Source organism: Psychrobium sp. 1_MG-2023 (assembly GCF_030689115.1).
GTDB lineage: Bacteria > Pseudomonadota > Gammaproteobacteria > Enterobacterales > Psychrobiaceae > Psychrobium.
The window spans coordinates 20,888-37,547 of the sequence record NZ_JAUYVJ010000025.1 but is presented as its reverse complement, the minus strand read 5'-3'; the positions used below and the strand labels follow the sequence as shown (position 1 = coordinate 37,547).

Annotated in this window: 13 protein-coding genes; all 13 read right to left on the bottom strand. The window is 39.8% G+C overall.

Features of this window, described 5'->3' with window-relative positions:
• Positions 1–18: 18 nt before the first annotated feature.
• Positions 19–1,299, bottom strand: a complete 1,281-nt coding sequence (gene tviB / locus Q8W26_RS13170; RefSeq protein ID WP_101215007.1) for a Vi polysaccharide biosynthesis UDP-N-acetylglucosamine C-6 dehydrogenase TviB — start codon at positions 1,297–1,299, stop codon at positions 19–21.
• A 107-nt stretch (positions 1,300–1,406) separates the two neighbouring features.
• Complete coding sequence (locus Q8W26_RS13165; protein WP_101215006.1) at positions 1,407–3,653, bottom strand: polysaccharide biosynthesis tyrosine autokinase; 2,247 nt, start codon at positions 3,651–3,653, stop codon at positions 1,407–1,409.
• A gap of 158 nt (positions 3,654–3,811) precedes the next feature.
• Positions 3,812–4,246 (bottom strand): low molecular weight protein-tyrosine-phosphatase, encoded by a 435-nt coding sequence (locus Q8W26_RS13160; protein WP_305473626.1) that lies wholly within the window; start codon positions 4,244–4,246, stop codon positions 3,812–3,814.
• A gap of 5 nt (positions 4,247–4,251) precedes the next feature.
• A complete protein-coding gene (locus tag Q8W26_RS13155) occupies positions 4,252–5,379 on the bottom strand; it encodes a polysaccharide export protein (protein ID WP_101215004.1) in 1,128 nt (375 codons plus the stop codon).
• A gap of 746 nt (positions 5,380–6,125) precedes the next feature.
• On the bottom strand, positions 6,126–7,163 hold the full coding sequence (locus Q8W26_RS13150) for an NAD-dependent epimerase/dehydratase family protein (RefSeq protein WP_101215003.1): 1,038 nt from the start codon (positions 7,161–7,163) through the stop codon (positions 6,126–6,128).
• 346 nt (positions 7,164–7,509) lie between these two features.
• Positions 7,510–8,523, bottom strand: coding sequence for a UDP-glucose 4-epimerase GalE (galE, locus tag Q8W26_RS13145; protein WP_101215002.1), 1,014 nt, complete (start codon positions 8,521–8,523; stop codon positions 7,510–7,512).
• Between the two features lie 96 nt (positions 8,524–8,619).
• A complete protein-coding gene (gene galU / locus Q8W26_RS13140; RefSeq protein WP_101215001.1) occupies positions 8,620–9,525 on the bottom strand; it encodes a UTP--glucose-1-phosphate uridylyltransferase GalU in 906 nt (301 codons plus the stop codon).
• A 136-nt stretch (positions 9,526–9,661) separates the two neighbouring features.
• The gene (locus Q8W26_RS13135) at positions 9,662–11,089 is read right to left on the bottom strand and encodes a phosphomannomutase (RefSeq protein WP_101215000.1); all 1,428 of its coding nucleotides are present in this window, start codon (positions 11,087–11,089) and stop codon (positions 9,662–9,664) included.
• Positions 11,086–12,507: a mannose-1-phosphate guanylyltransferase/mannose-6-phosphate isomerase gene (locus tag Q8W26_RS13130; RefSeq protein WP_101214999.1), complete on the bottom strand. Its 1,422-nt coding sequence runs from the start codon at positions 12,505–12,507 to the stop codon at positions 11,086–11,088. Before Q8W26_RS13130 ends, Q8W26_RS13135 begins: the two co-directional genes overlap by 4 nt.
• A 20-nt stretch (positions 12,508–12,527) precedes the next feature.
• Positions 12,528–12,992: a GDP-mannose mannosyl hydrolase gene (locus tag Q8W26_RS13125; protein ID WP_101214998.1), complete on the bottom strand. Its 465-nt coding sequence runs from the start codon at positions 12,990–12,992 to the stop codon at positions 12,528–12,530.
• 3 nt (positions 12,993–12,995) lie between these two features.
• The gene (locus tag Q8W26_RS13120; RefSeq protein WP_101214997.1) at positions 12,996–13,955 is read right to left on the bottom strand and encodes a GDP-L-fucose synthase; all 960 of its coding nucleotides are present in this window, start codon (positions 13,953–13,955) and stop codon (positions 12,996–12,998) included.
• A 75-nt stretch (positions 13,956–14,030) separates the two neighbouring features.
• Positions 14,031–15,152, bottom strand: coding sequence for a GDP-mannose 4,6-dehydratase (gene gmd / locus Q8W26_RS13115; protein WP_101214996.1), 1,122 nt, complete (start codon positions 15,150–15,152; stop codon positions 14,031–14,033).
• Between the two features lie 388 nt (positions 15,153–15,540).
• On the bottom strand, positions 15,541–16,656 hold the full coding sequence (locus tag Q8W26_RS13110; protein WP_101214995.1) for a glycosyltransferase: 1,116 nt from the start codon (positions 16,654–16,656) through the stop codon (positions 15,541–15,543).
• Between the last annotated feature and the right edge of the window lie 4 nt (positions 16,657–16,660).

The following is a 16,660-nucleotide window of genomic DNA, read 5'->3' as shown; positions in this document are numbered from 1 at the left end:
TTTATGATGCTCTTTAATCTACAAACGCATATCAACTGAGTTTTTATCTAGCACATATTTAAGATCATATAAGACATGGTTTTCTTTACCCAATGCTCTTATTTCTTCTACGCCTAGCTCTTTAAACTCGTTATGTCCTACAGCAAGAATAATCGAGTCATAGTGACCTTTCTTAGCTTCTTCAATTAAAGGCAAGCCATATTCATGTTCAGCTTCTTCACTTGAACACCATGGATCGATAATATCAACATTTATATTGTACTCTTTTAACTCGCTAACGATATCAACCACTTTTGTATTACGTAAATCAGGGCAGTTTTCTTTAAACGTCAAGCCCATGACTAATACATTTGCGCCTTCAACGTGAATACGTTGCTTAAGCATTTTTTTAACTAACTGCGAAACAACGTATTGCCCCATACCATCATTTAGGCGACGCCCTGCTAAGATCATTTCAGGGTGATAACCTACACTTTGCGCTTTATGTGTTAAGTAGTACGGATCAACACCAATACAGTGTCCGCCAACCAAACCTGGGCGGAAAGGTAGGAAGTTCCACTTTGTACCCGCAGCCTCTAAGACTTCCAACGTATCTATATCTAGTTTATTAAAGATAATAGATAGCTCATTAATTAGCGCAATATTAACGTCACGTTGTGTATTCTCAATAACTTTTGCCGCTTCAGCTACTTTGATTGAGCTTGCTTTATGAGTACCAGCAATGATCACTGATTTGTATAGCTGGTCTACTACTTCAGCAATTTCATCATTTGAACCTGAAGTTACTTTTAAAATGTTAGTTACGCGATGCTCTTTGTCACCAGGGTTAATACGCTCAGGAGAATAACCAGCGAAGAAATCTTTATTAAAAATCAACCCTGAAACTCTTTCTACAACAGGCAAGCACTCTTCTTCTGTGGCGCCTGGGTAGACTGTCGATTCGTAAATAATAATATCGTTTTTATTGATTACTTTACCTAACATTTCACTTGCTTTAACTAATGGTGTTAAGTCAGGTTGTTTATGCTCATCAATTGGTGTTGGTACTGTAACAATGTATACATTACACGCTTTTAAGTCTTCGACATTATAAGAATACGACATTAACGGCGCGCCTTTTAGTTCTTCATCACTTACTTCAAGCGTAGAGTCATGTCCACCAAGTAATTCATTTACTCGTCCTTGGTTGATATCAAAACCTAAAGTTGGAATTTTTTTGCCGAACTCAACAGCTAATGGCAAGCCGACGTAACCAAGACCGATCACACCAATTTTAATATCTTTTAATGAATCATGCATTTCTATTTTCCATATATCTATCACTGGCAAAACATGCCAGAAGTGTAAATTTCAACGAACTAAATCATTGTAACTATGTTCATTTAACTATCTAAACTCTCAGATAATTATTTATCTGACTTATATTCATAATTGTAATAGCCGTAATAACCATAAGCATTACTTGCTTTTTTAACTACTCCGTTAAAGACCACCCCTTTAACATCAATGCCGTTTTGCTCAAAACGTTGACGAGCATAATCAATTTCTTTCAGTGCATTTTGACCAAAGCGAGTTACTAGTAACATACTGCCAGCGTGACCACCAACGATTGCTGGATCGGTTACAGCTAAGATTGGTGGTGTATCAACTAGTACGATGTCATACTTATCTTTGACCGCTGCAATCAGGTCACTAAAATGACTATGCATTAACAACTCTGATGGGTTTGGTGGCACTTGACCACGAGTGATTACATCAAGGCCTTTAACTTTGGTTGATTTTGTTATCTGTTCCAGCGACATTTGACCTGAAAGGTAATCTGACAAACCATCTTCCCATTTAAGGTTAAATTGCTTCTGAAGATAACCTTTACGCATATCGGCATCAATGATAAGTACTTTTTGCCCACTTTGCGCTAATACAGCGCCTAAGTTAGCTGAAATGAATGATTTACCAACACCAGGAGAAGGGCCAGAAATGGCGATCACATTATTTTTTGCTTCCATCATTGCAAAGTGAAGACTGGTTCTTAAGCTACGTAACGCCTCAATGGATAAATCAGCAGGGTTATCTACAGCCAACACATTATGGGCTTGATGAACCTTTCTTTTTCGCCCTTTAACAAAACCAGTCAATTTATCTTGGTGAGTTGAGAAAGGGACACTTGCGTAAACAGGCATGCCGATTGCTTCAATTTCACTAGGATCTTCAACCCCTTTATGCAATGCCTTTTGTACTAATACAATTGCAATTGCAAACATGCCACCAAGCATTGTTGCCATTACGGCAATGAGCGATTTTTTTGGTTTAACGGGTTTAGTCGTATTGACTTCTGCAACGTCGATAATTCTTACATTACCAACGGTGCCAGCACGAACAATATCTAACTCTTGTACCTTACCCAATAACATCATGTAGATTTCATTACCCACTTCAACATCACGAGTTAAACGTAATAACTTTTGCTGTGTTTCAGGTAAGTCAGTGATCTTGTTCGCTAAATCATCACGCTGCTGTTGAACTGCGGCAATTTGTTGCACGATCCCTTGATAGTTCGGGTGATTGCGTTTGAACTTACGCGACATCGCTAAACGTTGTAAATCTAATTCTTGTAATTTTGTATCAAGCTCAACAATTTGCTCTAATATCCCTTGCGTTTCAAGCGTGATATTGACTGATTGTTGATCTTTTTGATAATCATTAAACAGTGCTTCTGAATGTTCGAGTTGTTTTTTAATCTCTGGTAGTTGCACCTCTAAAAAATCGAGGGACTTTTTCGCTTCAGCTGAGTTTCGTTCAACATTACGGCGTACATAAATTTCTGCAATTTTGTTTAATACACTTTCTGCGTAAGCAGCATCTTTATGCTGAAAGCTAAGGTTAACAATCCCCGAATCCTTCCCTTTTTCACTAGCGCCAATACCTGATTGCAAGCTAACAATGGTATTTAAACGATCATTGCGCTTAATGGTAAAAGTTGTACCAGCACGTGCGATAAGCTTTTTAACTGTTAGTGCATAATTGCTGTTAGAAAGCTCTTCACCAACACGACCTTTTAAAATAGCGCTACCGTCAGCATTTAATAAACTAAACTTATTCTCACCGTGGGCTAATAAAGTAAAGCCCCTTCCGATAGCATTTTTCGGTACATCAAAACGAAATACTTCAATTTTTTCACCACCCCAAGCATAACTAGATGCACCAAAACTCGGCAATGCAACATCGCCTTGTTCAACAGCCTGAAACTTTCTAAAGGTGCGACCACCAATCACGGGGAATAGGTTTGGTTCTGCCACGATGTTTAATTTTAATGCGTCAACAGCCTCGCCAATCACTGAGCGTGATTTTAACAGTTCAATTTCTGTGACTGATTTAGAACTGCTTTCAAACATTCCAGCCATGTCATCAAACCCAGGCACTGAGCCACCACTTTCCTCAACTTGAATCATTGCGGTTGCTTTATAAATAGGGGTTGATAATATCGCAATGGCGACACCAACAATGGCAAACACAGCTGTCACAGCAGCAATAAAAAATTTACGGTCAAGTAGCGCACCAAACAAGGCCATTAAATCAATTTCATTAGTTTGCTGAGTTTGCTTCGCTGATGAGGTTTGTGTTGCAGAAGTCGAGATATTTACATTTGCAGACATATTAGTTACTAGCTTTTTTATGATGTGCTATTAAACACTGAATTAATTTAACAAAAATTGCCTATTCTAGGTTAACTTGCAATTTTTGCTTGTTTGAGTTCAATACTCTTAGCTGATATACAGGCTTTTTTACTTTAAGTCTTTTTTACAAGAGCTTTTTATAAGTACTTTGTCCAAGCAGAGCAAGCTTGATCAATCAGCTTATAGACATACTCAAATTGCTCGTGGCTTTGACGATATGGGTCAGGGATCTCTGTGTCATTAACCCATTTCCCTAATAGAAAGGTCTTTCCGCGTGCTTGAGGATACTGACCTAATAAATCAGTTAAGTGTCGCTCTTCCATCACTAGAATTAGATCATTTTCAGCAATTAACGCTGAATTTAACTGACGTCCTTTGTGAGGGCTCATATCAATGTTATTACTTTGTGCAATACTTGATGCCGTAGGCTCTGCACCTTTATCAACCAACGCAGTTAAGCCCGCTGAGGATACATTAATGTGGCTATCAGTTAATTTATCTTTTAGTAGATACTCTGCGGTTGGGCTACGACAAATATTACCAGCGCAAACCACTAAGATTGAATTAAACATACCCATTAGAAAATATGTCCTCTGCTTTTTAATGTTGAAATATCATCTAGTGCCTGAATCGTAGGAACAAGCTGACTGATCAAACGGTTCCAACGTGCAATTGGTGCTGTTGTTACATAAACAATATCACGCGGTTGTAACTGGAACTGGTCAGCAAGCACTAGTGCCACGACGTTTTTAGCGTGTAGTTGATAGACATCAGCTATCACATCGCCCTCATTGTTCGCTTCTCGCTTACGTAATACAAACACACCGTTGGCATTGGCCGTTTGCTCTTTTAGGCCACCAACATCGCTCAATGCTTCAGCTAGGCTAAGTCCGTAGCGGTTGATTTCAATGCTACCGGCTTGATTAACATCACCTAACACAAAGACTTTTTGGTTGTCTGTTCGGTTGATATGAATAATATCACCGTGTTGAAGTAAGCGGTTTTGTGAAATGTCACCCTTGGCATAAAAATCATCTAATTTAATAATTTCAGTGTTGTTACCACGAGTAAATGTGACCGTGCGCCAATCTGCTTTTGGATTTAATCCACCCGCTTGATTGATTGCATCGATAAGCGTTAGTGGAATTTCTGTTATCGCATATGTGCCAGGCTTTTTCACTTCTCCGGTGACATAGGCTCGCTGGCTATTAAAGCCAACCACTTTAATATCAACTTGTGGTTTTTCGATAATCTTGCTTAGTTTTTTAACTAGCGTGTCGTGTAACTGGCTGATGGTTTTTCCGGCCGCCGGAATTTTAGCAGCGTAAGCATACGTAATCGTACCGTCAGCTTGAACCCTGAAACCATCAAATGCGGCTGTTCTTTGAACTGCCGCCGGAATGGTTAGTTCTGGGTGATCCCACACACCGATTGATAATACGTCACCAATGCCTAGTACATAATCATAATTGGATACATCGATGGTTGATGCTTTAGTCGTAACATTTTTTTCATTATCGTTTTTCAGCTGTTTGATCAATTGAGAATCGATAATCGAAATATTTACGTTTGATAAGTCTTGTTCTAATGTTGATTGTGAAGCTTGTGCATCGATCCCTTCTAAATGACTTCCTGGGATTATGGCACAACCGCTCATTAATAATAACGAAAGGCTTGTTGCTAATGTTTTATACGAAGTTAGCATTGACTATATTTTCCTATACCCTGAGATTTAAACTCTAAGACTTGGTATGACAGTTCAACCAGTAGTGTGTATTTCATTGGCCATACACGGCCTTTAGACACGCTTCCGCCCTTAGGTTATTGCTCCCAAAAGCTCAATTTACACGTATTGTCATTGTTTATTCTTTTAACAAAAATATTTTTATAATGTGGAAGGGTTTTAAGGGATAAAGCGATTTCACCGATAAAACGTTAAATAGCTTAAGTTAGAAAGTTTGAGATAAAAACCAGGAAGAATTGTTTTGACAAGTTAATTGCCTGAAGAACATCCAATCCTTTGATATTTAATATAAACTTCTTTAAGTTATAAAAACCTGAACCGTTAATCGGTTATTTTTCAAGTAAAAGATTGTAGCTATACTACCCATCACTCAAATCTTAAAGCCACATTCGCGCAGAATGATACGCAATATAGCTGGTATTGTCTAGGGTGATTTGAGCGTCTAAAAGGCAAGGATTTACGAATTTAAATTCACGTTAACGGTGCTTTTCAAGATAGTTGACGCTTTATTGTCTTCTTGAGTGGGGCTAACTTAAGGGGTCACTTTGATGTAATAAGAGATTCTGGATAGAAGCACTCCAGAACGACGAACTAGTATCGCCCTAGTGGTGTTTTTACCCAGGTTTTTCGAACTATGTTCTAAATTCTGGATAAAGGACTTCCGGAACGACGGCGATGGGGCTAAAACGACGTTCGTCGGGTGAGGCCTATGATGTTTTATCTGTATTAAAAAATTGGCAGTACCAGGGCATTGCTTGTTCAATCCCCTGCCGAGCTTTATATTTCGGATCATAGCCTAAATTTTGCTGCGCTTTGGTGATATCAGCTTGGGAGTGCCTAATATCGCCAACTCTGAATTCTCGATATGTCAATTCACTATCGCACTTAACGTCACATGTTGCTAATGCACTGCAAATGGAATCATATAATTCATTTAATGTTGTGCGATCACCTAATGCTACATTGTAAACTTCATCTTTAAATTCATCTTCAGCGGTTGCAGCTAGTAGGTTCATTTGTATCGTGTTTTCAATAAAGCAAAAATCCCTGCTTGTTTCCCCATCGCCATTAATAAAAACATCGTTGCCATTAATAATCGCAGCAGTCCATAAAGGGATCACTGCAGCATAAGCGCCATTCGGGTCTTGTCTTTTGCCAAAGACGTTAAAATATCTTAATCCAATCGATTTAAAGCCATAGGTTCTTGCATACACGCTGGCATATAATTCATTAACATATTTAGTGACTGCTTCGGGCGATAAGGGCTTGCCTATTACACCTTCTGTTTTGGGAAGTTCAGCTGAGTCGCCATAGGTTGAGCTGCTTGCCGCATAGGTAAAGCTTTTAACCTGCGCTTTTTTTGCAGCCTCAAGCATATTTAGAAAACCGTCTATATTTGACGCATTGGTTATCAAGGGGGTTTCAATTGAACGTGGAACTGAACCTAGTGCAGCTTGGTGAAGGACGTAATCAACACCTTGTAATGCTGCTTCACAGTCTTTAAATTCTCTAATATCGCCTTCAATAAAGGTAAACTGTGACCATTGTTGTTTTGTCACTGATGTCTTGACTTCATCTAAATTTCGTTGAAAGCCAGTTGAAAAATTATCTAAGCCTATGACCCGTTGGTTCAACGCTAATAATGCTTCTAACAGATTTGAGCCGATGAACCCTGCTACACCTGTGATTAGCCAAGTCTTTGGCGTCACCTTCAACTCTGCTGTTACAATGTCAATTCGACTCATCATTACTCCCTCAGTTTGAGTCACTTTGGTATGTAATTTAAGTCTAGTTTATTGCTGTGTTTTTGTTTGTTTTTTTGAGTTGAACTTAATACTTTAAATATAAAAGTGAGATTCTGGATAGAAGCACTCCAGAATGACGAACTAGTGTGCCGCCCTAGTGGTGTTTTTATCCATGGCCTTTTCCCTGCATTTTAACCATCTAAAAGATTCTGGTTAAAAGCGTGGCATAATGACGAGGAAAACATCATGAGGTCCTGACTAGGAGCGTGTCAGGACGACAGAAAAAGGTAGCGAACCCGGACAAAGTCCCTATAGAGCAAAAACTTAGAGGGTTAACTATGGTACCCTAGGACTCATAACCATTTGGGTTTGATGATTGCCACTTCCAGCTGCTCTGAGCCATATCATCGATTGAATGGGTTGCTTGCCAATTGAGTTCTTGCTTAGCTTTTTCAGGCGCAGCATAACATACTGCGATGTCCCCTGGGCGTCGAGCGACGATTTGATATGGTATAGTTTGTTCGCTGGCCTTTTCGAATGCCTGAATCATATCAAGTACGCTATAACCTTGGCCTGTACCGAGGTTATATGTCACTAGACCTGGGGCTGTATTTAGTTTTTCCAGTGCTCTTAAATGCCCTTTGGCTAGATCAACAACGTGTATATAATCCCTCACCCCTGTGCCATCATGGGTATCATAATCATTACCAAACACGCTTAATTGTTCGCGTTTACCGACGGCAACTTGAGCAATAAATGGCATTAGATTGTTTGGGATATCATTTGGATCTTCACCAATCAAGCCACTTTCATGCGCTCCAACCGGATTAAAATAGCGAAGAACGGCAATGTTCCAGCTTGGGTCCGAATTAGCCAAGTCTGTTAATATATGCTCAACCATTAATTTTGATTGCCCGTAAGGGTTGGTGGCTCCTGTCGGGAAGTCTTCTTTGATTGGTAAACTTGCCGGGTCGCCATAGACCGTTGCCGATGAACTAAACACAATATTTTTAATATTGGCTTTGCCCATTGCCTGACACAAAATGACCGTTCCTGCGACATTATTCTTATAATACTTCAATGGCTGTTCAACTGATTCACCTACTGCTTTTAGGCCAGCAAAATGTATCACTGCACTAATTTCATGGGTGGTAAAAATGTTATCTAGTAAGTCACTATCTAAGATATCACCTTGATAAAAATCAACTGTTTTTCCCGTAATCATTGTCACGCGTTTCAGAGACTCTTCACTGGAGTTACTTAGGTTGTCGAGTACCACAACTTGTTCATTATTTTCTAAGAGCTCGACTATGGTATGCGTGCCGATATATCCTGCACCGCCTGTCACAAAAACTGCCATGTTATTCCCGTTTACTGTCTTTAAGTGATTAAATTGTTGGCGTTAATGATCGTTATTTAAAGAGCATTAATGCTAGCTTGTTTGAATGTAGTAACACTAGCTATCCATACTCGATAATAGCTTTTCTAACGATGCTTTAAAGCTCGGTCCTAAGTGTTCGTCTCTTAGGCCATACTCAACGCATGCATTCATATAGCCTAATTTGCTGCCACAGTCATGAGACTTTCCAGTCATATGAAACGCTTCTACCGCTTCAACTTTCATTAAACTGGCAATAGCATCTGTTAATTGGATTTCATCACCTGCACCAGGTGGTGTGAATTCTAATAAGTCCCAGATTTGTGCAGATAAAACGTAGCGTCCGACCACAGCTAAATTAGAAGGAGCTTCTTCAACGGCTGGTTTTTCAACGATAGCACTCATCGCAATCGATTGCCCTGGTGATAATTGCAGACCGTCACAATCAACCACACCGTAATTACTCACCTGTTCATGAGGTACAGGCTCTACCATAACTTGACTCGCTTGGTTTTGTTCAAAGCGTTGTAGCATGGTTGTTAGGTTTTCTTTTTTTAAGTTTGCTTGATATTCATCTAAGATCACGTCAGGTAACACAACAACGAAGGGTTCATTGCCAACAATCGGCCTGGCTTTCAGTACCGCATGTCCAAGCCCTTTTGCTTCACCTTGACGAACATGCATAATCGTTACCCCTTTAGGACAAATCGCTTGCACTTCTTCTAAAATTTGACGCTTTACACGCTTTTCTAGCGTCGTTTCTAATTCAAATGATTTATCAAAATGGTTTTCAATAGCGTTCTTTGACGAGTGGGTCACTAGTACGATTTCTTTGATCCCAGCAGCTACACATTCATTCACGATATATTGAATAAGAGGTTTATCGACAATCGGCAGCATTTCTTTTGGAATTGCTTTTGTCGCAGGGAGCATTCTTGTACCAAGGCCAGCGACAGGGATAACGGCTTTTGTAATTTTTGACATGTTATTAGACTCTTACTATTACTTTTTTGATAAAGCTTAGAGAGTTTCCCTCTCTAATACATTATTTTACAGCTAAAGGGGGTTCAAGGCTCTTGTTGTCGAGCCTTTCAATGAATCATTGAGCAATATGAGTCATTTAGAGGTTAACAACATTCGCTAGCGCCTTTACAACGATCCCCTTAGCAGCGTCGGTATTGTCTGCTTCAGCATAGCAACGTAATTCTGGAGCGTTTCCTGAAGGGCGTAAATGAACTATGCGATTATCCTCTAAAGTAATTCGTAAGCCATCTGTGTCATCGACATTTGAAATTGAGATACCCTCAAAACCTAACGATAATAACAATTGCTCAGGCGCTTCAAGCCCTTTTGCGATAATCGCCTGACTACGTGCTGTTTCGAAATCTTTTATGCGATCACTGAAAGTAAAACGTTGAGGTAATGCTTCTACAATTTCCGATATGGTCTTCTCTTTAGCAAGAGATAACAACATCAATGCAGGTAATAGCGCATCTCGAGTTGGAAGCGCAGCTAAGGTGTTGCCATTAATCTCAACATCACTACCTAATAAGAACCCACCGTTGGCTTCAAAGCCAGCTATATTTTTATACTCATTAGCCAAACTATCAAATTCAGCAATCACATAAGGTGAACCAATACGAGTTCTTGATACATAAGTAAACTCATCACTTAACTCAATTGCAGTATTACAACTGACAGGAACAGCTAACGCATCAATACTCAACTCTTTAGCGCATAATAGCCCAAGTATGTCCCCTCTCAGCCATTCACCTTTTTCATCAGCCACTAATGGGCGGTCACCATCACCATCCGTCGAAAAAATCGCATCCAACCCGTATTCTTTTGACCATGCTTTAGCTTTAGCTTTGTCTTCTTCTGACACGGCTTCAGTATCGATAGGTACAAACTCATCGCTACGTTCAAGAGATACAACTTGTGCGCCTAGCTCCGTAAACAAATCTGCGTATAAATCTCGTCCAGAGCTAGAGTGTTCGTAAACACCAATCCGTTTACCCGCTAACCATTGACCAGCGAATAAACTACTATAACGTTTGATGTAACGCTTCCCTGCCTCAACAAGACTCTCTAGCCTAGGCAATTCTCCTAATGACTTAAAATCAACATCTGCAGTTAAAATAGCGTGCTCATCGGTCTTAGTAATTTCACCACCAGGTCGATAAAACTTTAAACCATTGCGATCAAAGGGTATATGGCTCCCAGTGACCATAATACAAGGAATGTTCTGCTCCATAGCGACATAAGCCAGCGCTGGCGTTGGTAATACACCATAAAACACCGCTTCGACTCCTTGCTCAGCAAGTGCTTGGGCACACGCCATTGCCATAGCATAGCTACTCGGACGATTATCAATAGCTAACGCCAGTTGAGTCAATGGATAATTCGCCGACATGACCTGAGTAAAAGCATTAGTAAACGCAGCACATACATCAGGTGTAAATTGGCTAACGAGCCCTCTAGCACCACTAGTGCCAAACGCCACACCACTTTGTGCAAGTACCTGATTCGAATTTAGGGGATTTATCATTTTTGACCTTCCACTCTGCCATAACGGTCCTCAAAACGCACAATATCGTCTTCTCCTAAATAAGACCCTGATTGTACCTCGATCAACTCAAGGTCTACCGTTCCAGGATTCTCTAGTGCATGTACAGCCGTAATTGGAATATAAACGGACTCATTCTCGGTTACATACTGCTCGGTATCATCAATTTGGACCTTTGCAGTTCCTGATACCACAATCCAATGTTCTGCACGGTGATGATGCATTTGTACCGATAACTTAGCACCTGGTTTAACCGTAATACGTTTAACCTGAAAACGATCACCATTGTCGATTGAGTCATACTTGCCCCAAGGTCGGTATACTTCTCGGTGAAAAGTTACTTCACTACGCTTTTCGGTTTTAAGCTGATTAACAATCTGTTTTACTTCTTGTGACTTATCTTTATGCGCCACTAAAATTGCATCTTTGGTATTAATAACCACAAGATCTTCTACCCCAACGGTAGCAATTAGCTGCTTATCGCCAAATACCAAGCTGTTTTTTGTATCAACCGCTTTTACGTCACCAAAAAGAGCATTGCCGTTGCCATCCTTATTTGACACTTCCCACAGTGCAGAAAAACCGCCCACATCGTTCCAGCCCGCGTCCATAGGGATTACCACTGCATCTTGAGTTTTCTCCATTACAGCGTAGTCTATTGATTCATCAGGGCAAGCTTCAAAGGCAGCTTTATCAACACGCACAAAGTCCATATCTGCACTTTGAACCGCAATTGCTTTTGCACAAGCAGCATAGATGTCAGGACGATGTGCTTTTAGTTCTTCTAAATAACGGCTAGCTTTAAACATAAACATACCGCTGTTCCAGTAATATTCACCGGTCGCCATGTATTCTTTTGCGGTTTCAAGGTTTGGCTTTTCTACAAAGCTATCGACAACATAGGCATCACTACTATCAATTTGCGTACCACGTTTAATATAGCCATAACCTGTTTCAGGTTTATCACCGACAATACCAAAGGTCACTAACTTACCCTGTTTTGCAAGTTTTGTGGCATTAGCAACACTTTGCTGAAATGAAGCCTCATCGTTAATCACATGGTCTGCCGCAAGTACAAGTAATAATGAGTCTTGTCGTTGCTCAACGGCTTTAAATGCAGCCAATGCAATTGCTGGTGCAGTGTTACGCCCTACTGGCTCTAAAAAAATACCACTGTGTTCAACATCCAGCTGGCGAACTTGTTCTGCTGCGATAAAGCGATGCTCTTCGTTACAAATAAGCATTGCGGGTTTATGCTCAATACCGTTTAAGCGTGAGATTGTTTGTTGAAGCATGGTTAAGTCACCATGCAATGCTAAAAACTGCTTCGGGTAATTGCCACGTGACATCGGCCATAATCGAGTGCCCGAGCCTCCGGCCATAATTACTGGTAAAATCATATTAACTCCTTTTTAAATCCTTATTTGCTCAGGGCTTCAAAGTACCATTTAGAATGCGTATGTACGTTATTTGAGCTTGCAAGCGTTTCAATATCAAACCACTGGTATGCACCATGTTGTACATCCATAGGCAGTTTATCAAGTGGCTGTGTTAGTTTAAGCACGTATGCTATTGCGACATAATGCGTACGAAACTCTTCACCAAATACATTATCTTCATAAAAATGATCGTATGGCCCTAGTAACTCAGCTTCATCTATTGAAAATTGCTGGCCAAGTTCTTCAAGCGTTAAGCGCTTAAATGCATCAGCTAACGCTTCGTCTTTTTGTATACGACCACCTGGTACAAACCAAAAGTTTTTTGCCGGGCGATTAAGTCGTTCCCCCAATAAGGCTTGCCCTTCTTGATTAATTACTACAAGGTCAATTGATACAAGCGGCGTGCTTTTTATTACAGTTGAAAACGTCTCTTTATTTAAAAACATAACTTATTTTCTAAAGTTATCTAGGTTAGCTAAAAACCATTGATAAGTTGTGCGTAAACCGTCTTCTAGCGAAATACTGTATTCCCAACCAAGTGATTTAAGACGCGACACATCCATTAATTTACGAGGGGTGCCATCTGGCTTAGTGGTATCAAACGTAATGTCGCCTTCAAAGCCAACAACTTTCGCTACTGTTTCTACCAATTCACGAATAGTACAATCAACGCCTGTGCCCACATTAATGTGGCTTAACATTTCCTGTGTATTGTCTTCGTAAGTCGCATCATCTAAGTTCATCACATGAATGGATGCTGCAGCCATATCATTAACGTGCAAAAACTCACGCATTGGTTTACCCGTACCCCAAGCAATGACTTCTGCATCGCCATTGAGCTTTGCTTCGTGAAAGCGACGTAGCAAGGCTGGAATGACATGGGAATTTTCTGGATGGAAGTTGTCATTTTCACCGTAAAGGTTCGTTGGCATCACTGAACGATAGTTACGGCCATACTGACGATTGTATGACTCGCACATTTTAATGCCTGCAATTTTTGCAATTGCATAGGGCTCGTTAGTTGGCTCTAAGATACCCGTTAACAACGCTGATTCGGTCATCGGTTGTTCAGCAAATTTAGGGTAAATACAGCTAGAACCTAAAAACAATAAATCATTCACGCCAGCTAGATGTGCACTATGAATAATATTGTTTTGAATGGTTAAGTTCTCAAAAATAAACTCTGCAGGGTAAGTGTTATTGGCAACAATACCACCCACTTTAGCGGCAGCTAAATAAACTTGATCAATATTTTCAGTTTCAAAAAAACATTTAACGGCGTTTGTATCAAGTAGATTAAGTTCACTACGTGTACGAGTAATAACGGTTACATCACCTTGTTGTGCTAATTGACGAACAATAGCCGAACCAACCATTCCACGATGGCCAGCAACAAATACGCGTTTCATTTTAATATCCTATTATCAAAAAAATAGCGCTCAAGCAATAAACTTGAACGCTACTATGCTAATGTCTTTATTTGATTACTCTACAGAAACACTTACGTCGTAACCGTGCTCTTTCAAAATCGCGTGCTGTTTTGCTTTTGCTAAATCATTCTGCACCATTTCAGCACACATTTCTTCTACGGTAATTTCCGGTACCCAACCCAACTTTTCTTTTGCTTTTGTTGGGTCACCAAGAAGTGTTTCAACTTCTGCTGGGCGGAAGTAACGAGGGTCGACACGTACAATGACATCACCTACGTTAAGCGCCTGTGCATTGTCGCCTTCAATTGCTACAACGGTTGCAATTTCATCGATACCAACACCACTAAACTCAAGTGTTACACCAAGCTCTTTCGCTGAAAGCTTAACAAATTCACGTACTGAAATTTGTTTACCTGTTGCAATAACAAAGTCTTCGGCTACATCTTGTTGCAACATCATCCACTGCATGCGTACGTAGTCTTTTGCATGACCCCAGTCACGTAATGCATCCATATTACCAAGGTATAAGCACTTCTCTAACCCTTGCGAAATATTTGCTAAAGCACGGGTAATCTTACGTGTTACAAAGGTTTCACCACGGCGCGGTGATTCGTGATTAAACAAGATACCGTTACACGCGTACATACCGTAAGATTCACGGTAGTTTACAGCGATCCAGTAAGCATACATTTTAGCAACAGCATAAGGTGAACGCGGGTGAAAAGGCGTAGTCTCTTTTTGCGGGATTTCTTGTACTTCACCATAAAGCTCTGAAGTCGATGCCTGATAGAATTTTGTCTTTTTCTCAAGGCCCAAAAAGCGAATTGCTTCAAGTAAACGAAGAGTACCAATCGCATCTACATCGGCAGTATATTCTGGCGCTTCAAACGACACTGCAACATGGCTTTGCGCACCTAGGTTATAGACTTCGTCAGGCTGAACTTCTTTTAGGATACGAGTTAAGTTCGACGTATCCGTTAAATCACCATAATGCAGGAAAAAACTTGGATTTTCTTCATGGCTATCTTGATAAATATGATCAATACGCTCAGTATTAAAACTTGAGGCACGCCGTTTAATACCGTGAACTTCATACCCTTTTTCTAGCAGAAACTCTGCTAAATAAGATCCATCTTGACCTGTAACGCCTGTTATTAAGGCTATCTTTTTTGACATTCCTGACTTCCTACATTTCTTTTGAAGTATCATAATACAGTATTATAAAAGTGCTATAAAATAGCTTATTCATTACATTTCCTAGCTCTCGTTCGACCTATTCCCATCCAAGCCTCACCCCAAGTGAAACTCTAGTTATTAAATGATACTCCTTAGAGCTTCCAACAGAGAAAATACCAAGTGCAATAATTTATCTCACCATTAATTAACTTTCTAATTAAGCTAAAGTTATTTAAGTCCTCATCTCGTATGTCGTTTTCTCATTTCAAGGTGGCGTAATGGCACACTGTCGCTCAAATAACATTACTTAAGAAAGACGCCGCTTTTTGTTATCTATATAGAGCACGTTTTTTATACTTATTAAGAGCAGATAACAACTTCATAATTGTCATATTTTTCCATATAACGAAATTATTTTATCAACCATTGTTTCTCTTCTGAATGATTGCTCAAATCGTTCTCGTGCCTGCCTACAGAAAAATTCATACTGCTCATCGTCACCAAGAACATTTTCAATTGCTTGTGCCAATGCTTGGGGATCCTTTACACGAACGTTTAAGCCACTTGTCCCTTGTTCGTTTACCCAACTTGTACCAGAACCTTCAATATTGGTCGCAATAATGGGTTTAGAAAAACTCATAGCTTCTAGTTGTACAACACCAAACGCTTCTGATTTCATTATTGACGGTAAACAAAATAATGAGCAAGCCTCAAAATAACTTCCTAAATCTTCATTCTCGATTCGACCAGTCAAATAAACTCGCTCTTGTAAACCTAAAGAGATGATCTGTTGTTTTAACTTTGCTTCTAATGGCCCAGTTCCTCCAATAACTATGACGTATTCATCAGAAAGCTCTTTCGCTGCAGAAATGAGATACTCAAACCCCTTGTAATACACCAAACGGCCTAGAGAGAAGATAATCTTTTTTTCCGAATACCGATGCTTTATTTCTTGAACTTTAGTTAAATCAGCTTCTAGTAAACCATCATCAATTCCTATAGGGATGTCGACACACTTGGCTCTAACAGGAGATAACGCTTCTGAGCAATCTACATAGACTGGGCTAGTGCCAATAATCGCGTCCGCTCTTTTTAGCATCCACGTTTCAAACGGCTTGTAAAGAGTAAGCAATTTTTTTTGTTTTATTATATCACTATGCCAATGTAGCACTATCTTTTTCCCTTCAAGCTTTGCAAAAAGTAAAGCAATTGTTGCTAACGGGTTAGGTAAGTGAACATGAAGGATATCGTAATTTAAAATGTGCTGACGCAAAAGTTTTATATAGTCAATGGAAAGAGACGTAGACTGCACATGAAAGCATGCCCCAGCCCTAAAGACTTTATAGCCATTTATTATATCTGTTCGCGTGTTATTTCCATCGTCGGTACAAAGCACATCACACACTATGTCCTTTTGGTTAAGCAGTTCAGTAATATCAAAGGTTACAGACTCAACACCACCAGAAACAGGATGATAAAATTTTCCAACTTGTAATACTTTCAAAATT